At 72.6% G+C, this 18,756-nt stretch carries 17 protein-coding genes; 4 read left to right on the forward strand and 13 right to left on the reverse strand.

What is annotated here, in order from left to right:
- Positions 1 to 32 precede the first annotated feature (32 nt).
- Both WME98_RS31305 and WME98_RS31310 read left to right on the forward strand, forming a co-directional pair.
- Positions 33 to 1,166 (forward strand): formimidoylglutamate deiminase, encoded by a 1,134-nt coding sequence (locus WME98_RS31305; RefSeq protein ID WP_437945375.1) that lies wholly within the window; start codon positions 33 to 35, stop codon positions 1,164 to 1,166.
- 200 nt (positions 1,167 to 1,366) lie between these two features.
- The gene (locus tag WME98_RS31310) at positions 1,367 to 2,227 is read left to right on the forward strand and encodes a DUF4328 domain-containing protein (protein WP_437945376.1); all 861 of its coding nucleotides are present in this window, start codon (positions 1,367 to 1,369) and stop codon (positions 2,225 to 2,227) included.
- Between the two features lie 215 nt (positions 2,228 to 2,442).
- On the opposite strand, the gene WME98_RS31315 is transcribed toward WME98_RS31310, so the two are convergent.
- From WME98_RS31315 to WME98_RS31355, 9 genes are all read right to left on the reverse strand, one after another.
- Entirely contained in the window at positions 2,443 to 3,270 is an 828-nt protein-coding gene (locus tag WME98_RS31315; RefSeq protein ID WP_437945377.1) for a hypothetical protein, read from the reverse strand.
- A complete protein-coding gene (locus tag WME98_RS31320; RefSeq protein ID WP_437945378.1) occupies positions 3,267 to 4,739 on the reverse strand; it encodes a DUF5924 family protein in 1,473 nt (490 codons plus the stop codon). The genes WME98_RS31315 and WME98_RS31320 overlap by 4 nt, the downstream gene beginning before the upstream one ends.
- 88 nt (positions 4,740 to 4,827) lie before the next feature.
- The gene (locus WME98_RS31325; RefSeq protein WP_437945379.1) at positions 4,828 to 5,580 is read right to left on the reverse strand and encodes a dienelactone hydrolase family protein; all 753 of its coding nucleotides are present in this window, start codon (positions 5,578 to 5,580) and stop codon (positions 4,828 to 4,830) included.
- A gap of 182 nt (positions 5,581 to 5,762) precedes the next feature.
- Complete coding sequence (locus WME98_RS31330) at positions 5,763 to 6,422, reverse strand: glutathione S-transferase family protein (RefSeq protein WP_437954040.1); 660 nt, start codon at positions 6,420 to 6,422, stop codon at positions 5,763 to 5,765.
- Positions 6,423 to 6,523: 101 nt separating this feature from the next.
- On the reverse strand, positions 6,524 to 7,210 hold the full coding sequence (locus tag WME98_RS31335; protein WP_437336457.1) for a Vgb family protein: 687 nt from the start codon (positions 7,208 to 7,210) through the stop codon (positions 6,524 to 6,526).
- A 178-nt stretch (positions 7,211 to 7,388) separates the two neighbouring features.
- Positions 7,389 to 9,086: a DNRLRE domain-containing protein gene (locus tag WME98_RS31340; protein WP_437945380.1), complete on the reverse strand. Its 1,698-nt coding sequence runs from the start codon at positions 9,084 to 9,086 to the stop codon at positions 7,389 to 7,391.
- Between the two features lie 229 nt (positions 9,087 to 9,315).
- The gene (locus WME98_RS31345) at positions 9,316 to 9,972 is read right to left on the reverse strand and encodes a hypothetical protein (protein WP_437945381.1); all 657 of its coding nucleotides are present in this window, start codon (positions 9,970 to 9,972) and stop codon (positions 9,316 to 9,318) included.
- A gap of 207 nt (positions 9,973 to 10,179) precedes the next feature.
- Positions 10,180 to 11,094 (reverse strand): hypothetical protein, encoded by a 915-nt coding sequence (locus WME98_RS31350; protein ID WP_437945382.1) that lies wholly within the window; start codon positions 11,092 to 11,094, stop codon positions 10,180 to 10,182.
- Positions 11,067 to 12,026, reverse strand: coding sequence for a ferritin-like domain-containing protein (locus WME98_RS31355; RefSeq protein ID WP_437945383.1), 960 nt, complete (start codon positions 12,024 to 12,026; stop codon positions 11,067 to 11,069). Before WME98_RS31355 ends, WME98_RS31350 begins: the two co-directional genes overlap by 28 nt.
- Positions 12,027 to 12,542: 516 nt before the next feature.
- Here WME98_RS31355 and WME98_RS31360 point away from each other — a divergent pair.
- Positions 12,543 to 12,872, forward strand: coding sequence for a DUF2325 domain-containing protein (locus WME98_RS31360; RefSeq protein ID WP_061629657.1), 330 nt, complete (start codon positions 12,543 to 12,545; stop codon positions 12,870 to 12,872).
- A 282-nt stretch (positions 12,873 to 13,154) separates the two neighbouring features.
- On the opposite strand, the gene WME98_RS31365 is transcribed toward WME98_RS31360, so the two are convergent.
- Positions 13,155 to 13,373, reverse strand: coding sequence for a hypothetical protein (locus WME98_RS31365; RefSeq protein ID WP_020733417.1), 219 nt, complete (start codon positions 13,371 to 13,373; stop codon positions 13,155 to 13,157).
- A 43-nt stretch (positions 13,374 to 13,416) separates the two neighbouring features.
- Complete coding sequence (locus WME98_RS31370; protein WP_437945384.1) at positions 13,417 to 14,001, reverse strand: PH domain-containing protein; 585 nt, start codon at positions 13,999 to 14,001, stop codon at positions 13,417 to 13,419.
- A 170-nt stretch (positions 14,002 to 14,171) separates the two neighbouring features.
- Here WME98_RS31370 and WME98_RS31375 point away from each other — a divergent pair, with 170 nt between their 5' ends.
- Positions 14,172 to 14,744, forward strand: coding sequence for a hypothetical protein (locus WME98_RS31375; RefSeq protein WP_437945385.1), 573 nt, complete (start codon positions 14,172 to 14,174; stop codon positions 14,742 to 14,744).
- A 48-nt stretch (positions 14,745 to 14,792) separates the two neighbouring features.
- Here WME98_RS31375 and WME98_RS31380 read toward each other — a convergent pair whose 3' ends face one another.
- A complete protein-coding gene (locus tag WME98_RS31380; protein WP_437945386.1) occupies positions 14,793 to 16,274 on the reverse strand; it encodes a phytoene desaturase family protein in 1,482 nt (493 codons plus the stop codon).
- A gap of 385 nt (positions 16,275 to 16,659) precedes the next feature.
- Positions 16,660 to 18,678, reverse strand: a complete 2,019-nt coding sequence (locus WME98_RS31385; protein ID WP_437945387.1) for a hypothetical protein — start codon at positions 18,676 to 18,678, stop codon at positions 16,660 to 16,662.
- Between the last annotated feature and the right edge of the window lie 78 nt (positions 18,679 to 18,756).

Consider the following 18,756-nt stretch of genomic DNA (forward strand, 5'->3'; position numbering starts at 1 on the left):
CCGGCCTCCCCGGCGTGGTAGGTCGAGCGGCGATGAGGCTGACGGCGGGGGCCATCGAGCTGCCGGCGCTGGCGAGCGCCCACTCCCATGCGTTCCAGCGCGGGATGCGCGGGGAGGCGCAGCGGCCGGGGCCGTCGGGGTCGGACGACTTCTGGTCGTGGCGGACCGCCATGTACGCGCTCGCGGCGTCGCTCACGCCCGAGTCCATTCACGCGATCTCGAAGGTGGCCTATCGCGAGCTCCGCGCCGCGGGCGTCCGCACGGTGGGCGAGTTCCACTACGTGCACCACCAGCCGGACGGCGCGCCCTACGCGGATCGCACCGTGCTCGCGGACGCGGTGATCGAGGCCGCGCGCGCGGAGGGCCTCCGGATCGCGCTCCTCCGGGTCGTCTACGCGCGCGCCGGCGCGGGCCGGGCGCCCGAGGGGGCGCAGCGGCGGTTCTCGGACGGCTCGCTCGACGCCGCGCTCGCGGACGTCGAGGCGCTGCGGGCGCGCTACGCGGGCTGCGACGACGTACGCGTCGGCGTGGCGCCGCACAGCGTCCGCGCCGTGCCCCCGGCGTGGCTCGGCGAGATCGCGCGGTACGCCGCGGAGCGCGGGCTCATGGTGCACATGCACGTGGCCGAGCAGCCGGCCGAGATCGAGGCGTGCCTCGCCGAGACGGGCCGGCGCCCGGTGGAGCTCCTGGCCGAGCGCGGGGTCCTGAGCGAGCGCTTCGTGGCGGTGCACGCGACGCACCTCGCGCCGCACGAGCCGGCGCTCCTCGGCGCGGCGCGGGCGTTCGCGTGCCTGTGCCCGACGACCGAGCGCGACCTCGGCGACGGGCTGCCCGACGTGGGCGCGCTGCGCGGGGCGGGGGTGCGGCTGTGCGTGGGGATCGACAGCCACGTGATCACCGATCCGTTCGAGGACCTGCGGGGCGTCGAGCTGGGCGAGCGGCTGCGGACGGGCAAGCGCGTGACGCTGCGGGGCGAGGGCGAGGGGACGCCGGCCGAGGCGCTCTGGGAGATCGGCTCGCGGCGCGGGGCGGAGGCGTGCGGGTTCGCGGACGCGGGCGGCAGCATCTCGATCCGCCGGGACGCGCCGGCGCTCGCGCTGGTGCGGGAGGAGCGGCTCCTCGACGCGGTGGTGTACAGCGGGAGCCCGGCGATCGTGGACGATTGACGTCGGCAGGCACGGAAGCTCGCGTTTGCCGACGGGACGCGGATGCAGGTGTGTGGGATTGGTGCCACGCGGCGCGAGGAGCGAATCGGCTCTATTCCCGGGCATCCGTCGCGCGGGCGCGCGGGAGCGCGCCCGGCAAACCTCGCCGGTCGGCAGGGGTTGCCGGGTAGGGCCTGCCGTGCGGCAGCGGTTGCATTGCAATGCGGCGCGTTCCGCTGATAGCCTCGCTCGCCGTGAGCGGTTGGGCCGAAGCTCGGGAGGGGTGGGGCCGCGACGTCCGCGTCGTGCGCCGGCGCGCTCGTGCGGCGGTTGCCGGGCTGATCTCGATGGGGGCGGTGGCGGCGTTCACGGCGCTGGTCGGGGCATGGCACATTGCGTTGCTCGGCTCGACGGAGGTCTCGGCGTCGACATGGCAGCTTGCCAACACGCTCCGTGAGGCCGGCGGGTTGCTCGAGCTGGGGTTCGGGCTCCTTGCGGGCGTGTTGTTCCTGCGCTGGCTCGCGAGGGCTGTCGCGCTGGCTGGCGAGCTGGATCCGGTGCGGGGGTTTTCCTGGACGCCGTCCGAGTCGGTCGTGGCATTCTTGATTCCCGTCGTGAACCTGGTGCAGCCGTACAGGGTGCTGCGCGATCTCCACGACGGCCTTGCTCCGGCGGGCGTGCCCGAGCCTGCGCCGCGCCCTCTCCTGGACGGCGGGGGTGGTTACCGGCGCGTCGAGATGGCGCACGCCCCGCGGGCGGGCGCGGTGCACCATGCCGCGCTCGGCGCGTGGTGGGGGCTCTATCTCGCGAGCCGCGGCCTCGGGTGGCTGGCCTCTGTCATGCCGCAGCTGACCGTGGCGGAGTTCATCCGGTCCCGGTATGCGTTCATTGCGTCCGACGTGGCGTCGTTCGCTGCAGCGTGGCTCGCGGTGCGCATGGTCCGGGCGATCGACAGCCGGGTCGCGGAGCGCCAGCGAAGGTTGGCGTATGCTTCCGACGAGGAGCTCGACCGCCTCGTCGTGGAGCGCGATCTCCTGTTGCGGCGGGAACTGGCGAAGATCACCGGCTTCGGCGAGTTCTGAGCGTTTTTTTCTGGATCCAGGGCATGTTTGTCCAGTTGTTTGAACCGATTTTCTGGATCCAGTTTTTGATTGACCAGATATGAGCTGGATAATTCTGGATTCAACCCGGATATTCCAGATATCTGAGCTTTTTCCTGGATTGTGGTTCTGTTTGTCTAGTTTGTTGGCTGGGATGTCTCGATGCCTGGCCCGGCGCGCGTCGAGGCGGCGGGCGCTCACCCCATCGCGCCCGCCACGAGCTGCGCCGCCCTCAGGACCACCGCCGCGATCGCCCCCACCTTCCACGCGCGCGAGAGCCACCACTGCGCCTCGCCGCCGTCGAGCCACGGCGGGACCCACGCCGGCGGCTCCACCAGATCCGCCACGGTGAGGACCCGCTCCCGCCGCTGCGCCTCGCGGTAGCCGCCCTCGCCGCCGCGCACGTGCTCCTCCGCCCGCACGTACGCGAACAGCCGCGCGCTCCCGCCCTCCGGGAGCAGCGCCCCGCACGCGCCGAGCGCCTCCGGCGTCGCCGGCAGCTCGAGCCGCGCGCCGCCCTGCGCGAGCCGGAGCGCGCCCGCGCCGGCCCGCTCGACGCGCGCGCGGACCCAGCCGTCGGGGCGCTCGCCGCGGAGCAGCGCGCGGAGCGGCGTCAGCTCGGGGCTCGGGCCCAGGCGGGGCGCGCGCCGCCCCGGGAAGAGGCGCGCCGCGACGAACCAGAGCACGATCGGGAACACCGACAGGATGAGGTGCAGATCGGTCGCGCTGGCCACGCCCGCCGCGCCGTCGAGCACCGGGAAGGAGAGCACGCCCGCGGCGGCGAAGGCGCCGACCGCGATCGTCGCGCCAAACCCGCCGACGACCCCGAACGCGACGTTGCCGATCGCGATGACGCCGACGGCGACATTGCCGATCGCGATGAACCCGCGCGCGACGTTGCCGATCGCGATGAAGCCCGTGACGACGTTGCCGAACACGAGGAACCCGTTCGCCATGTTGCCGGCGTCGACCCAGCGCGCGCGCTGCGCGGCGCCGGCCCGGTCGCCCTGGAGCGGCGCCTTCATTCGGTCACCTCGAACGCGGTGCGGCCGACGAGCTGGCCGTCCTCGGTCTCGACATCCACGGTCCAGTGCCCGGCCAGGCGCCGCGGCAGGCTCCCGCCCACGAGCTGCGACTTGAGCCGCACCGCGCCCTCCGGGCCAGGCACCCGCAGCGTCTCCTCCGGCGCGCGGAGGATCTCGCGCCCCTCGTGCCGCCACACGTGGACGAGGCGGTCCCCGTCGCCGCCCGGCACCACCACGTCGGTCACCGCGCGCAGCTCTCGAATTACGGAAAAATGCAGCGATTTCACGGACATGGCCAGGCGGCCGTCCGGGAGCACCGAGGGGCCCACGGCGGCGGAGGACAGGTGCATCGGCACCGGCGGGATGATCTCCCGCGTGCCGTAGGCGAGCCCGACCCCGGCGGCCGACGCGAGGACGAGGAACACCAGGCCCACCCGGCTCCAGAGCGCGCCGAACGGCAGGTGAAGCGTGCAGAAGCCGAGCACGGACACGAGGGCGGCGGAGAGCAGCGTGTAGAGCGTCCGGGTGTTGGGGAGGAGCGCGGGGATGACGAGGTTCAGGCAGGCGAACAGCGTCACCCCGTAGAACACCGAGGCGAGCGTCTTCCAGCGCATGAGCACGCGGTCGAAGACGAGATCGAGCGTCGAGAGCACCGCGCAGGCGCCGAGGAGGAGGACGAACCACCGGTTCGGCGCGTCCAGGCTGGCGCTCTTCCAGTAGAACGGGAGGAGGAAGAAGAGCATGCCCTGATAGAGGTTCTTCAGGACATAGGTCATCACGAGGAAGCGCAGCCGGGCGCCGCGCCACGCGGTCGCGAAGTCCTGGCGGGCGCCGGTGCCGAAGAGCCGGAAGAACAGGAGCACGAGCAGCCAGGCGACGCTGACCGAGATCGCGAGGAAGCGGGCGTGCTGGAACCCCTTCTGCGCGAAGGCGACCACGAAGGCGCCGAGGCTGAGCGCATAGGCGGTGTGCAGCCACCAGAGCTTCTTGTGGTGGCGCTTGAAGAAGGCGCGGGCGGCCGACTTGAGGTCCTGAGGCCGGCCCTCCTCCTGCGCCTCGGCGTCGAGGTCGACGAAGGAGGCCTTGGGCTCGGCCTTGACGGTCGGCGCGTCGTCCTCCGCGGTGGCCCGCGCCGGCCGCGCGGGCATCTTGAGCGTGCGGTCGTCGTGGTCGCCGCCCGGGGCGCCGGCCTTGGGCGGCATGCGCAGGGTGACGTCGTCGATGGCGCCGCGCTCCCGGCCGCCGGGCGCGGCGGCGGCCGCGGCGCCCCCGGGCGGGCCGCCGGGCGCGCGGCCGGGCTCGTCGCTCGGCATGTACACGATCGTCGGCGCCTCCCCGAAGGCGTCGGGCACGCGCGGCTTCTGGACCAGGGTCGTGGCGTTGGAGGACGGCGGCGCGGGCCGCGAGGGCGCGTTCGCGTGGGCCTCGGGGGCCGAGGCGTCAGGGGAGCGCGGCGCGGGCTGTTTCATGTCCGGTGCGCAGCGTACCCGACGGGTGCTCTGCCATCGAGCGTCTCGGGAGGCATGGCCCGACGCGGGCCCAGCCGCCGGGCCCGACTCAGCCTGACCGGCGCTCGAGGACCTCCTCGAGGAAGCTCCGCATCGCCGCCCACGATCGCCTGGCGGCCGCGGCGTCGTACTGGATGCCTGCCTGCGGGAGGCTCGCGCCCGGGTAGGTGAACGCGTGCATCGCGTGGCCGTGGGCGTGGATCTGCCAGTCGGCCTTCGCCTCGGTGAGCTCGCGCGCGAGGGCGAGCACGTCGGCGGGCGGCGCCATCGGGTCTTCCCAGCCGTGGAGCACGAGCACGCTGGCCGTGATGGGCGCCTGCGGTCCCAGGTTCGGCGGGTGCAGCAGCCCGTGGAAGCTCACCACGCCCTTCAGGCCCGGCGGCGCGCTCCGCGCCAGGTCGAGGGCGCACAGCCCTCCGAAGCAGTATCCGATCGCCGCGATGCGGTCGGGGTCGGCGAGCGGGTGCCGTCGGGCCGCCGCGATGCCTGCCTCGAGGCGCCTGCGGAGCAGGCCGCGGTCCTCCATGAAGGGCGCCATGAGCCGCGAGTTGTCCTCCATCTCGCCGCCGCGGACGCCCTTGCCGTAGACGTCGAGCGCGAAGCCGACGTAGCCCAGGCCGGCCAGCTCCACGGCCTTCTCGTACATGGCCTCGTTCAGCCCTGCCCACGCGTGGGCGATGAGGACGCAGGGCCGCTTCGCGGCGCTCGAGGCGTCGTGCGCGACGTACGCCTCGCAGACCGTCTCACCCTCGGTGTAATCGAGGCGTTCGGTGTGGATGTGCGGGGGTGGCGTGGGCGGCATTGTCCTTGTCCCTTGCGAGCTCGAGCGAGCCAGCGTTCTAGCCCGGATGCGCCCGTCGCCGCCAGGTCAGGAAGCCCGCGGCCCGCATCCGGCCGTGGGCAGGTCGCCGGGGCCGCACCAGCGGCTCGCCAGGGACCGGCGGCGCTGCTCGCGCGCTCCGAGGCCGAGCGCAGCGCGCAGCCTCAGGCCGCGACCGGAGCGTTTCGAGCGTAGTCCGCCATTTGCTCGCGCAAGGCCAACTGGAAGGCCGGCCGCGCCTCACAGCGCTTGACGTAGGCGTCGAGCACGGGAAATCCGGCCACCAGGTCTGTGTGCCGGATGAGCCTCAGCACGGTCGTCATCAGGACGTCGGCCGCGGTGAAGCGATCGACCAGATAGTCGCGCCCGTCGAGCCAGGCGGAGAGCGCGTCCAGCCGAGCTTTCACCTCGTCCACGGCGCCGGGGCGCCGCAGCTTCGCCCACGGTTCATCGCTCTTCAGCACGTCCATCACGAAGAGGTTCTGGATCGGCGGCTCGACCGTGTTGAGCGCGGCGAACATCCAGGTGACCGTGTTGGCGCGGCCGTCCCGATCGGCGGGCATCAGCGCCTCGGACTCCGCGGCGATGTGATGCACGATGGCGCCGGACTCGAACAGCCACCGACCCTCCGCCTCGAAGGCCGGCACCATCCCGAAGGGGTGCTTCTGACGGTAGGCCTGCGAGCTCAGATCCCCGCGGTCGATCAGCCTGACCTCATAGGGAAGCCCTGCCTCCTCCAGCGCCCAGCGCACGCGCAAGTCGCGAACGAGCCCTTGGGCGAACGGCGGCGCCCATCGAAATCCCGTGATGGTGATCTTGTTCATCTGCTTCTTTCCCTCTGTGGAGTTGTGTCCCTTGGCGATGGCGCCGGCGGCGACGCGCGCGCCGAACGACGCGGGGCAGGCTGGGCCCATGACGAGCCTCGTCAGCGCTGGGCGCGGGCGGTCGGCCTGCGCACGGCGCGCACCTTGCCGCTCGTCCCGCCGCCGCAGAAGAAGAGATCCTTGCGATCGCCCTCGAGCCCCGTCACGGCGACCCCCTCGGGCATCTCCAGCCGGTCCAGCACCTCGCCGCTCCCGGGATCGACCCGCCGGATCTCGCTCTCTTCGCCCTCCTGGGCGCCGTGCCAGAGCTCCCCGTCGACCCACGAGACGCCGGTGACGAACCGATCCGACTCGATGGTCCGAAGGATCGCGCCTGTCTTCGCGTCGATCTGGTGGATCTTGCGCGCCCGGTACTCGCCCACCCAGAGCGTCCCCTCCGCCCACGTCAGGCCCGAGTCGCGCCCCTGCGCAGGCGCGGGGATGCTACCGACGACGCGCCCCGTCTTCGGGTCCACCTTCTGGATCCGGTCTTCGACGAGCTGCCAGAGATGTTCGCCGTCGAAGGCGGTCCCTGCGTGGGCAGCGACGTCGAGCTCGCGCACGACCGCTCCGCTCGCCGGGTCGATCGCGGCGAGCTTCTCGGTCCTGGCGAACCAGACGTTCTGGCCGTCGTAGGTGACGCCGTGGATGCGCGGCGTGCCCGGGAAGGGGCCGTACTCGCGCACGATCTCCGCGCGCTTCGGGCTCTTGCGCGCCCCCCGGCCCGCCCTGTTCTCCGTGGTCTTCATGCTGGGATCTCCCTCGCCCGCGCGGCGCGTGCTCGCGCGCCGTCCGCCGGCAACGAGAGGTTTAACGCAGCGGCAGCGCCCGTGGGAGCAACAAGGTTGTCGCGAATCTGGCGAGCGGCGGCGCGAGCACCGCGACCTCGGCGAGCAGGCGCCGCTCCGGCGCGCGGCGCGCCGCGCCTTACTGGACCTGGATCGTGAACTCGTCGGCGAGGCGGCCGTCCACGTCCTTGAAGTACGCGGTCGCGCGCTTCGGGTCCCCGCCCACGTTGAAGCGGATGAACAGGGCGCCGTAATCGGCGGTGCCGGACATCAGCGTTCCGTTCTTCACCCACTTGTTGCTCGCGTAGTACGACGACCACCACGTGTCGTCGTCGTGGCTCGCCGCCTCGTAATCGCGGATCCCCACGCCGCCGAGGCCCGACACGAACACGAAATTCCGGTTCGGGCCGAGCTCGACCAGGTCGAAGGCGCCCGTCTTGCCGTGGCCGGTCGAGGCGTTGCCGACGTCGGTGAGGGTCAGCGTGCGCGAGTAGGAGTGCTCGTGCCCCGTCGCGACGATCGCGCCGGCGTTCATGCACGCCTGGTAGGCGCTCCAGCCCACCTCGTTCGATTTGCCGCCGACCTGCATGTCGTGCTGGTTCTTGTGCCAGGCGCACACCGACCAGATCGAGCTGTCATTGGCGAGCGCGTCCTGGATGAAGCTCACCTGATCGGCCGCGTTGGCGGCGCAGGTCGAGCGGAGCTCGCCGGTGCCGATGCAGGACTGCACGATGAACAGCCCGCGGAAGTTGCACGTCGCCTTGACGCCGAGCTCGCCGGTGCAGTTCATGTCCGGCACGCGCGCGTGGCGGGCCTGGATGTAGCTGGCGTACCCGCTGCTGCCGCCCCACGCCGCGGCGTCGTGGTTGCCGATGATGGCGAAATAAGGATAGTTCGGGCCGAGGATGCTGTTGATCCGGTTCTCCCACGCCGCCGGGTTGTCGGCGTAGTCGAAGTCGCCGTTGTGGATGGTCGCCGCGGCGCCCTCGTCCTCGATGAGCTGGAGCACCGCGTCCGCGTTGCCGTTGTTCCCCTGGTCGCCGATGAAGGCGATGAGGAGCCCCGGGTCGGTCGAGCTTCCGGTGCCGCTCGACGTTCCGTAGGTGATCGTGAGCTTGGGCCGCTGCGCCGCGGTGGCGTGCTCCGAGGAGGCGAAGTCGATGCCGTCCGTGTTCGACGAGCTCGCGATGACGATACCGTTGTTGGACGCCCCGTCGACCCACGCCTGCACGAGCGCCACGCCGGCCGCGTTCAGGGTGATCGTCCTCGATCCGGCGCTGCCGGTGACGCTGCCCACGAGGCTGCCGCGATCGGTCGAGCCCAGCGCGCCCGCGGTGGCCCACGCCGTCGCGGAGGTCGCGTTGTTCCAGGTGACCTGCGCCTCGTCCCACGAGCGCTTCACCTCGTAGACGTTGTAGGTATTCGAGGAGCCGTCGGTGACCTGGAGGGTGATCGACGCCGACTGGACGGTGCTCCCCGCGGGGATGCCGGAGAGGGTCCACTTCAGCAGGCACGACTTGTCCACGCCCGAGCCGTCGTCGCCGTCGGCCTCGCACGTGGTCGCCCCGCCGTAATTCGTGGTGGCGGCGGCCTGCCGGATCGTCGCGTCGGTCGAGCCCGCGTACGACGAGCTCGGGAGCGACCCCTGCTGGAAGGAGACGGTGGTCAGCGCCTGTCGCGCCTCCGAGATCTCCTCGATCTCGCCCTCGGCTCCGCAGGCATTGACGATCGCGATCACGGGGAGGGCGGCGTAGAGGACGCCCTTCGACAGCCGAGACCAGCTCGCCGTCATTCGCTTGTGTCCGGGGAATTCATCTCGCGCGCGCGAATTCTGCATGAATGCGTGCCTTCCTTCTTCTGGATTCGAGCCTCGATGTGGGCGTTGCGCGAGCAAATTACGGGAAGACCTCTCGATAAAGCCTCAACGTTTTGGTGGTGATTCGGTGTCCTTTCCGTGATGTGCCGCTGGCGCTCGATGCGGCGTGAGGGCGCCGCCGAGGACGTCTGTCCAGCCCCCGTGGGACCCCCTCGCCAGGCCGGCACGTGGTGCTCGGCGCGGCGGCGTGTCAATACAGATCTCCTGTACACCGGACGGCGAAGCTCCCCGACTCGCCTCGTGTGCAGGCAGGCGCGCTGGAGCAATCGCCCTCGCGAGGATCGGCGGCGGCGGCGGCCAGGCAGTCGCAGGACGGCGCTGCCATGCAGGCGGTCGGTATCTCCTCACAGGTCCTCCGCGTCGGCATCTTGAAGAGCTCGTCGTGAGGATCCTCGACGCTCTGGCAGTATTCGGAGGCCGCGTCGCAGAAGTAGCTGCCGCAGGCGATCGTCCCTGGCGGCGCGGCGCCGCCGCACTCCTCGCCGCTCCCGATGCTCACGCCGGCCCGCGCGGCCTCGCAGGCGTTCTCGTAGACGCGCCCATCGCACGCGCAGACCTCCCGGGGCGTCGCGGTGTCGCACGACGCGGGGCGCGGCTGGCACACCCCGTAGTTCCCGGGGACGATGCCTCCCTCGCCGCAGTCGCCCGGCGGATAGACGCAGACCTGGTCCGGGGTGCACGTCGCGCCGCCGCACGGCCCCGGCTCCGCGCCCGCTCCCTCCGGCCCGCACGCCGCGAGCAGCGCGGCGACGGCCGCGGCGCTCGCGAGCCAAAGCGCGCTGCGCCTCCCCCTGGTCGCGCGACGCCGCGCTTGCCGCTGCGCTCCTGTCCTTGCCGGAAGACTCATATCGATCCCTCCTCTCGCGCGATCGTCGGCCGAGCGCCGGGGTCGCGCGCGGAGGCCGGCGCCGCGCCGTCCGGGTTCGCCGCTTGGCGTCTCGACGGTTCGCCTCGTCGTCGGAGCACCGCTATAGAGGAAGCGGCCAGCCTCTTGTGCAACGAGTCGGTGTCGGGATCGGGGCGCGGCCTCCGCGCGGCGTGTCCGTCGCGCCGGTCACTCGAGGTCGGGCCGGGCGCTGCCCATGCCGATCGCCCACGCCATCGTGTACCGCGCGTTGATCTCGCAGCGGGGGTTCCAGCGCAGGCGCCCGCGCTCGTCCTCCCAGCGGAAGGCGTCGATCCCGAAGGGCCCGAAATAGCCCGCGCCGGCGAGCGCCTCGCCCGCCTCGAGCGCGGCCTCGACGAGCCGCCGGCGCTCGTCGCCGTCGAGGTCGCCCTCGCCGGCGAGCGCGGCGCCGAGGTAGGCCCCGCGGTCGTCGCAGCGCTGGACGCACGGGGCGCCGAGGCGGACCGCGCCGCCGCGGGCGACGTGGCCGTGCAGCGAGAAGTCGCCGCGGCGCTCGACCCAGGGCTCGACCTGTAGGCCGCTGTCCGGGGAGGCGGGGTCGAGCGACGCGGCCGCCCAGGGCCGCGCGTCGGGCGGCAGGGGGCCGCGGGCGACCCGGCGGCGGCCGCGTCCGGCGAAGCCGAACGGCCGCTTGAGCAGCCAGTGGCCGGTCGGCGTGGGCGCGGCGATCGCGGCCTCGAGCTCGGCCAGGGTGACAACGTGGCGCGCGCCGGGCAGCGTCTGGCCGAGGTCGGCGCAGAACCTCCGGTGGTTGACGCGGCGGAGCACCTCGAGCGGCGGCGCGTCCGCGAGGGGGACGCCGGCGCGGCCGAGCAGGCGCCGGGCGCGGGGCGTAGGGCACCACGCGCGGCCGACGAGCGCGGCGCCGGGCGGCGCAGGCGGCACCAGCGGCGCGGGGAGGTCGGGGCTGAGCACGACGTCGCCGGGGCGCAGCAGGGCCGCGACCCGGCCGGCGAGCTCCGGGGCCCGGCCGGCGACCGCGGCGCGAGGGGTGTACCCCGCGGGGCGGGCGAGCTCCTCGTCGGCGTCGAAGTTCAGGACCCAGGCGCTCGCTCGGTCCATGCGGCCAGCGCGTCGAGGAACGGCTCGGAGAGGCCGGACCGGCTCCGGTCGCGGCGGTTCATCGGCTCGCCCCGCATGAGCAGCGGCGAGAGGGGCGGCGGGATGTGGCGGACCCACGTCTCGAAGTCGCCCGGCGGGTGGGGCGAGGCGCCGCCCGGCGGGTGGGGCGAGGCGCCGACCGGCGCGTTGGGCGAGGCGCCGCCCGGCGCGTTGGTGAAGCGACGGAACCAGCGGACCCCGAAGCGCACGTGCGGGATCTCCTCGGCGCAGACCCGCTCGGTGAGCGCCGCGCCCTCGTCGTCGCCGATGGCGCGGAAGCGCTCGGCGAAGCGCGCGGTGTGGTCGAGGTTGCCCCCCTCGAGGCCCATTCCCATCACCGCCACGAACTGCGCGGGCGACGCGGCGGCGGGCACCCGCGACCAGAACCAGTCGCGCACCGGGAAGTCGCCGAAGCGGTGGCCGATCGCGGCGAGGTAGGCCGCGTAGAGCCGCATGTGGCGCACCTCGTCGAGGGCGATCCGGACGAGGCCGCCGCGGAACGCGCGCGGCGTCTCCGGGAAGGCGAGCAGCGCCCAGGCCATCAGCTCTGCGGCCTGGAGCTCGTGGTGCATGAACGTGTGGAAGAGCTGCGCGCGTCGCGTCGGGTTGCGCAGCGCCTCGGGCCCGGGGCTCTTCGACGCGCGCGCGGAGATGCGCAGCTCGGCGGGTCGGCCCGGGCGAGCGATGCGGCGCGGCGTCGTGGGGTCGGGCTCCCAGACCGATGGCACGGGCGGCGGCTCGAGCTTGTGCGCGAGATCGGTCGCGAGGACGTAATCCCAGGCCCAGCGCTGGACGGTGCCCGGCGGAGGCGGCTCGACGGTGCCCGGCGGAGGCGGCTCGACGGCGCCCGGCGGAGGCAGAGGCGGGGCGCTGGGCGGGACGGGAGACATCATGGCACGGCAGGGCAGGGGGGGCGCTGCTCCCTACCACAGCTCGAGGTCGCCGGCGGGTCGCCGTGGCGTGTGTCCGCAGCGCGCCCGCGTGCAGATTGTTAGTGTCACAAACTAATCATGTTGCGCCATCTTTCCCGTCGAGCCTGGCCACCCCCCGCGGGTGCCTCCGCCGCGCGCAACCGGGACGGTATGTAGGTCTGTCGCGGAGCTCGTGGGGAGGTCCTGTGCCGAGGGACGCCCTTGCGGCGCTGTGGAGCTTCGGCGGGCGGGCGCCCGCGGTCGTCCCCTGTCTTCCGGATCCTCGTTGGCCGCGCCGGCGGGGGGCTGCCGTGAACGGGAATATTCCCCGATGCTCGCGACTGCGGGGCAGCGTCCGGTCGTCGCGCGCGCCATGTCACGATGACATAGCCCTCCGCGATGCGGCGACATTTTGCCGGGGAATAGACCCGAACCGTGAGTTTTGCGCGGAAATGCCCGCTCGAGGAGCGTGGCTTACGCCTTGCTCCAGGGGATCGCATGAAGGCGCAGAGGCGTTCCCAGGCGGTCGACAGGAAGCGCGAGGAGCAGACGGTGCTGGTCATCGGGGGCAGCGGCGGCATGTCCAGCCGCTACCGCGATGTGGTCGAGAAGCACGGCTGGTCGCTGCGCCATTATGAGAACCGCGTGCCCCCGGGGGCGCGCCACGGCGTGGGGAGGATCGCGCTCATCGTGATCATGGTGACGATGGTCTCGCATGCGCTGCGCGAGCAGATGCAGACCCTCGCGGCGGACGGCGCTCCCGTCGTGTACCTGCGCAGCGCCTCGGTCTCCGCGCTGCGCGCCGCCCTCGAGCAGCGGACCGCCTGACACGACGTCGAGCCGCCGCGGCGAGCAGCGGCCCTCTGCCGCGGAGCCGGCGGCGCGCCTCTCCCCCTGTTCACGTCTCCTCCCGACGAGCCCCAGCATGTCTGTTCCGGGCCGCCCCGTGGATGTCTGTTCCGGGCCGCCCCGCGGATGTCTGTTCCGGGCCGTCCCGTGGTCGTGGTCGGGTTCGATCACGAGGCGGGCAGACAAGAGGCATGCTCTCCCCGTCTTCACGGGAGCTCTCATGTCACGGTGACAAGGGGCCCGAGCCGCTCCGGCGCGCCCTCAGCGCACGCCGACGAGGCGCTGCATGAGGCGCTGGAACTCGGGAACCGAGAGATCGATGTGCTCGACGACGCGGCCGTAGAGCGTGGCCGTGGGCACGTTGCGGCCGCCGAACTCCCGCTCGAGCTCGGAGAGCTTCCAGAGGATGATGCGCTCGGCGCGGGTCAGGCCGTCGCGCACATCCGGGAGATCGTCGAGCGGGGATCGCCTGGGGGACATGGATGGGCTCCTATCAGGCCTGCGCCGCCGCGCGAAGGCCGCGCTACTGCACGACCCCGAGCACGCGCTGCTGGCGCGCGAGCTCCGCCGCGTTCTTGAGCGCCTCGAACAGCTCGCGCGACGCCGGCAGGCCCCGGATCACGAGCTCGGGATCGCTCGCGTCCTTCGTGAACACGCGGATCTCGGCGATGTCGAGCAGCCGCTCCATGAACGTCTGGCGGAGGTCGAGGTCGTGCACCCGCCAGAGCTGGAGCGTCTCGACCCGCCGCGTGAGCAGGCCGGCCTCATAGTCGATCGTGCGGTCGGTGATCTTGTAGCGGAGGCTCTTGCGCTTCCAGTGCAGGATGCCGAGCCACACGAGGCCCACCAGCACGAGCGAGAGCACGCTCGCGGCCACGTAGGACCAGAACCACGCCTTCCAGCTCGGCGCCCCCTCGAAGAGGACGCGCGCCCCGCCCGGCGCGGCGAGCGCGCCGGGCGCAGGGGAGAGCGCGCCCGGCGCGGGGGCGAGCGGCGCGGCCAGGGCCGTGGCCGCCGCGGGCGCTCGTTCTTCGAGCATGCTGCCGCAGAAGCGGCACTTGATCGCGGCGTCCTGGATCTGCTCCGCGCAGAAGGGGCACGGTTTCACGCCGGCGATTGTAGTACGGCGCCCGCCGGCGGACAGCGCGCCGACGACCACGCCCGCCGGTTCTGCGGCGCGCCCGACCGACGCGATTGCATCTGCCCGGGACCCTCGTCAGGATCCGCGGCACCCGGCACGCGACGGGCCTGGCGATGGCCGCCCGGTGGAGCGACTCGATGAGCAACGTCAAGGGCAACGCGCTGGGGGGGTTCAAGAACTTCGTGGCCGCGCAGCACGGCGCTGCCGGCGTGGAGCAGTGGCTGGAGGGCCTGAGCCCGCAGGAGGCCGCGCAGGTCGGCGGCATCATCCTGCCGCACGGCTGGTACCCGGTGGGCCTCTGGAACCGCCTCACCGACCGCTACCTGACGCTGTTCGGCGGCGGCCATCCGCAGTGCTTCCGGCCCATCGCCGCCGCCATCGCCGAGGAGGACCTGCAACGGTTCTTTACCGTGCTGCTCAAGGCCGCGTCCCCCGCCACGGTGCTGCGCAGGTCCGCCTCGCTGTGGGAGCGCTACTTCGACGAGGGCACGATGGAGGCGAGCGAGGTCGCCCCGAAGCGCTTCACGGTCCGCCTCACCGCGTCGCGGCTCCCGGACCGCGGCCCCGGGCCGATCACCTGCTCGGTGGGCATCCCGGTATGGCAGGAGCGGCTCATGTCCCACATGGGCGCCCGGGAGGGCCGCTGCCTGCACACCCGTTGCCGCTTCCGCGGCGCCAAGGCCTGCGAGTTCGACGTGTCGTGGGGGTGACCGCGCCGCGGGGGCGCGCTCGCTCGGGCGCCGCCCGTCCGGCGCGCCTCAGCCGCCGCGCGGCGGCAGCGCGGCCTGCGGCGCCGGCGCGGCGAGGGCGGGCGCCGGCCTCTGGAACACGCGCCGGAGGGCGGCCGCGGCGGCGTGGTAGCCGCACATGCCGTGGACGCCGCCGCCGGGCGGCGTCGAGCTGGAGCAGAGGTAGATCGCGGGGTTGGGCGTCGCGTAGGGGTCGAGGCTCGCGACGGGGCGCGCGAAGATCTGGATCCAGTCGTTGGCCCCGCCGGCGATGTCGCCGCCGACGTAGTTCTCGTTGTACCGCTGGAAGGCGGCCGGGGTGTGGACGGCGCGCGCGCGCACGAGATCGCGGAAGCCGGGAGCGAAGCGCTCCAGCTGGGCCTCGATGCGCGCCGTCATGTCGACCGTGCAGCCGGGCGGCACGTGGCAGTAGACCCAGGCGGTGTGCTTGCCGGCGGGGGCGCGGGTGCCGTCGAACAGGCTCTGCTGCGCCACGAGGCAGAAGGGGCGCTCCGCGGGCGCGTCGCCGGCGAGCGCCCGCTCCGAGGCCGCCACCTCGTCGAGCGTGCCGCCCACGTGCACCGTCGCCGCGCGCGCCGCCGCGGCCGCCTTCCACGGGATGGGGCCGTCGAGCGCGTAGTCGACCTTGAACACGCCGGGGCCGTGGCGGAAGCGCTCGAGGCGGCGCCGGTAGCCCGGCGGGAGCCGGTCGCCCGCGATGCGCGCCATGGCCGCCGGCGTCGTGTCGAAGAGGTAGGCGCGCGCCGCGGGCAGCTCGTCGAGCGACGCGACCGCGCGGCCCGTCTCGATCTCGCCGCCGCGCGCGCGCAGGAGGGCGGCCAGCGCGTCCATGAGCGCCTGCGAGCCGGTGCGCACCATCGGCCAGCCCGCCGCGTGCGCCGCGAGCGCGAGCACGAGGCCGAAGGACGCCGAGAACAGCGCCTCGAGCGGCAGGAACGCGTGCGCCGCGCAGCCGCCGAACAGCCCGCGCGCCGCGTCGCCGCGGAACGTGTCGCGCGCGAGCCCCGCCGCCGAGCGGACGGCGGAGAGGCCGAACCGCGCGAGCAGGAGCGGGTGGCGCGGCGGGATGCGCAGCGGCGGGCCGAGCAGCTCGGCGAACAGCGCGCCGTCTTGCGCGAGCAGCGGCCCGAACAGGCCGCGCCAGGACGCCGCGTCCTCCTCGCCGAGCGTCTCCGCCATGCGGTCGAGATCGGGGTGGAGCAGGGCGGCCCTCCCGTCGGGCAGCGGGTGGGCGAGCGCCGCCTCGGGGTAGATCCAGGCGACGCCGTGCTCCGCGAGCGGCAGCGTCCGGAAGAACGGCGAGATCACCGCCGTGGGGTGGATGGCGGAGCAGACGTCGTGCCGGAAGCCGGGGCCCGTGAGCTCGGCCGTGCGCGCGCCCCCGCCGATGGTGTCGCGCGCCTCGACGACGCGCACCGAGAGGCCGGCCCCGGCCAGCGCGACGGCCGCGGCGAGCCCGTTCGGGCCCGCGCCGATCACCACCGCATCCATGGCGCGAGGCGCCCGGGCATCCGGCATGGGACGACGGGGTACCCGATCGCCGACTGGACGGGAACGAAAAGCGTTGCTGGGCTCGGCGGCCGAGCGCGTGGACCGCCCCGGCGATCGCCGCGATCTGATGCGCGTGCGAGGTGGATCCGCGCGCTTCAGCGGAGCGATCTCGGCAGGCCACCCTCGCCACCGCAATGGCCATCGGCGGCGCGGCCGGGCAGTGGTCAACCTTGCCCAGGGAGAGTCCACATGAAGGCGGGAAGGCGGGAAGGCGGGAAGAACATGAATGTTTTCTTCCCGCCTTCCCGCCTTCATGTTCAAATTTGACCACCATCCGCGGCCGACCGCCCGCGGGAACAGCCCGCTCCTCGCGGAGCCGATGCGCTCAGTCGTCATCGGCACGACGCCGCGCAGCGGCGCGCTCGGCTGCCGCGGCGGCGACGAGCGCCGATGACGGCGCGCTCGCATGGAACAGCGGGGACGCGCAGAAGACCAGGTCGGCGCGGAGACCGTGGCCGGCGAGGTGCACGCCCCGAGGCACGAGGACGCCGATCTCGGTCTCGCTCCTACCATAGTCGCTGACAGCCACGTGCGTAGTGATCCGCACGCACAGCGCCGGCGGGAGCCATGCGCCCCGGCTGTCCTTGTTGGCAAAACAGGACCTCTCTGCCACCTGCACGAGGCTGGCCGTCGTCTGTCCCTGCGTAGCCGCGTGCGCGCGCAGGTGAATGTGCGCAAAAACGCCGTTCGCGAGGTGAATCATCACCTTGCCGCCCGGTAGCGGCAACGCCGTCTCGCGCGCCATGGCAGACCTCAGTGAGGCAAGGACAAACGCGATTTGGCGGTCGGATTCCTCCCAGTGGCTCGTGGAAATCTCCAGCGATGACGTCTCTGAAGTAGCGACGTTGCCAGCGCGAGCTTTCAGGCGTTCGGTCCATGTCGGCGCCGGATCGGCATCATCGCGCGGCGTGCTGGCGCTCCAGCCGTGGATGCTGGGTTGATCTGCGTTCCACGCGAATTGCTCGAGGAGCTGCGTACACCAGGTCTCGGACGCGCCGGTCAGAACGGGGATGGTAATCCGCTCATGCTCATCGGAGCTCCTCTGCACGATGACCAGCTTCTGATCTCGCCGGACGATCACGTCTGCAAGGGGACGCCGGCATCGCTTCCATGGATGCTCCGGAGGAGCCTCAGGTGCCACGAACGGCGGATACGAGCGTTCGTAGGTTCCAGGTGCGTCGGGCGAGATGCGGAGCCGCAAGCGTGCTTCGACGTCGGTCCCGTCGAGCAGCGCCGCCAGAGCGCCGCGCCAGTCGTCCGCCGAGGGCGACGGAGGCGGCCGGAACGCGGCCGAGAACAGCAGCGCTCTTCGCGCGAGCTCCAGGCACTCGCGGTCGACGTCGTCTGTCGCGTGGCGCGCAGCGAGCGCCTCGAGGAACGGATCGTCGAGCAGATCGTCCTCGGTCATCGCGATCGCGTCACGCAGCATCTGCTCCAGCTTGGAGCGCCGCGTGGGCGGGATCTCCTCGACTTCCACCTTCCCGAGCGCGGCGAGCTCGGCGCGCGCGGACTCCGGCACGTTGATGGCCAGGACCGCCTTGCCGGTCACCACCGCTGCGGGCGTGCCCGACAAGCTCGCGAGGCGACGCGCTCCCTCGACCCACACCTCTCCCTCCAGGATGGGCACCGGCGCAATCCGCCGCGGGAGCGCTGCTGCCCATTCTTTTACGGTCGCCGCTGCTTCAATCCCGAGCTGACGCGCCCAAGAGAGACGCCGCGCCGGAGACACGACGGCGCTCTCACCCCAGCTGCTCGCCTCTCCGTAATCCTTCTTTTGGAGCTCCTGTCCTGCGGCGAGCTTGCTCATCAGCGCCCGCAGCGCGATCGCGTCGGTGGTCGGGAGCTTCGCGGGTGGAGACTCTTCCTCTTCGATCTTCGCCAGAGGCCGGGTTACCTCGGGCAGCCCAGGTAGCGCGCTCCCTTGCTCGACCAGGCTGAGGCAGTCCGGCGGGTCGATTGCGATCTGGCCGTCGAGCCGGATCGCGATCCAGCGCGCGACGTCCCGGCGTGGATAGGGCGCGACGACGAAAGCGCCTTGCTCCGCGAGCTCGTCAGCCAGTGCGCGCGCAGTCTGGGCGTCCTGCACACGTTCTACGGTGAGCCTGTCCCTGGTGAGCTCATGGAAGCTGAACGGCAAGAGCTCGAACTGTGCCTCCGTCAGGATGAGGACGGTCGGGATGGCCGCATCGCCGCTGAGGAAATGCTCTCGGATTGCCTTGAGCATGGCATGGACGCGCGGGCCCTCCTGAGGGCCTCTCGCGGCATCCACGACGAGGCGCGCGGTCTTTTGCGTGGTGCCTTCCCCCATCCATCGCTTGAGCTCGTTACCGATGGTTCTTGCCACGGCAGTCCCTCCTGCAGCCACTTCCGCCAGTGGCGCTCCGGTCACCGCAGCCCCTCGTGAAGGAGCTCGTCCCGCGGG

Origin of the sequence: Sorangium sp. So ce296, from assembly GCF_051529605.1 — a bacterium.
GTDB lineage: Bacteria > Myxococcota_A > Polyangia > Polyangiales > Polyangiaceae > Sorangium > Sorangium cellulosum_D.

What these genes read in the sequence shown, in the direction of transcription:
- WME98_RS31305 (WP_437945375.1), top strand. Translation starts at nt 33, where the DNA reads ATGAGGCTGACGGCGGGGGCCATCGAGCTGCCGGCGCTGGCGAGCGCC.
- WME98_RS31310 (WP_437945376.1), top strand. Translation starts at nt 1,367, where the DNA reads ATGCGGCGCGTTCCGCTGATAGCCTCGCTCGCCGTGAGCGGTTGGGCC.
- WME98_RS31315 (WP_437945377.1), bottom strand. Translation starts at nt 3,270, where the DNA reads ATGAAGGCGCCGCTCCAGGGCGACCGGGCCGGCGCCGCGCAGCGCGCG.
- WME98_RS31320 (WP_437945378.1), bottom strand. Translation starts at nt 4,739, where the DNA reads ATGAAACAGCCCGCGCCGCGCTCCCCTGACGCCTCGGCCCCCGAGGCC.
- WME98_RS31325 (WP_437945379.1), bottom strand. Translation starts at nt 5,580, where the DNA reads ATGCCGCCCACGCCACCCCCGCACATCCACACCGAACGCCTCGATTAC.
- WME98_RS31330 (WP_437954040.1), bottom strand. Translation starts at nt 6,422, where the DNA reads ATGAACAAGATCACCATCACGGGATTTCGATGGGCGCCGCCGTTCGCC.
- WME98_RS31335 (WP_437336457.1), bottom strand. Translation starts at nt 7,210, where the DNA reads ATGAAGACCACGGAGAACAGGGCGGGCCGGGGGGCGCGCAAGAGCCCG.
- WME98_RS31340 (WP_437945380.1), bottom strand. Translation starts at nt 9,086, where the DNA reads ATGCAGAATTCGCGCGCGCGAGATGAATTCCCCGGACACAAGCGAATG.
- WME98_RS31345 (WP_437945381.1), bottom strand. Translation starts at nt 9,972, where the DNA reads ATGAGTCTTCCGGCAAGGACAGGAGCGCAGCGGCAAGCGCGGCGTCGC.
- WME98_RS31350 (WP_437945382.1), bottom strand. Translation starts at nt 11,094, where the DNA reads ATGGACCGAGCGAGCGCCTGGGTCCTGAACTTCGACGCCGACGAGGAG.
- WME98_RS31355 (WP_437945383.1), bottom strand. Translation starts at nt 12,026, where the DNA reads ATGATGTCTCCCGTCCCGCCCAGCGCCCCGCCTCTGCCTCCGCCGGGC.
- WME98_RS31360 (WP_061629657.1), top strand. Translation starts at nt 12,543, where the DNA reads ATGAAGGCGCAGAGGCGTTCCCAGGCGGTCGACAGGAAGCGCGAGGAG.
- WME98_RS31365 (WP_020733417.1), bottom strand. Translation starts at nt 13,373, where the DNA reads ATGTCCCCCAGGCGATCCCCGCTCGACGATCTCCCGGATGTGCGCGAC.
- WME98_RS31375 (WP_437945385.1), top strand. Translation starts at nt 14,172, where the DNA reads ATGAGCAACGTCAAGGGCAACGCGCTGGGGGGGTTCAAGAACTTCGTG.
- WME98_RS31380 (WP_437945386.1), bottom strand. Translation starts at nt 16,274, where the DNA reads ATGGATGCGGTGGTGATCGGCGCGGGCCCGAACGGGCTCGCCGCGGCC.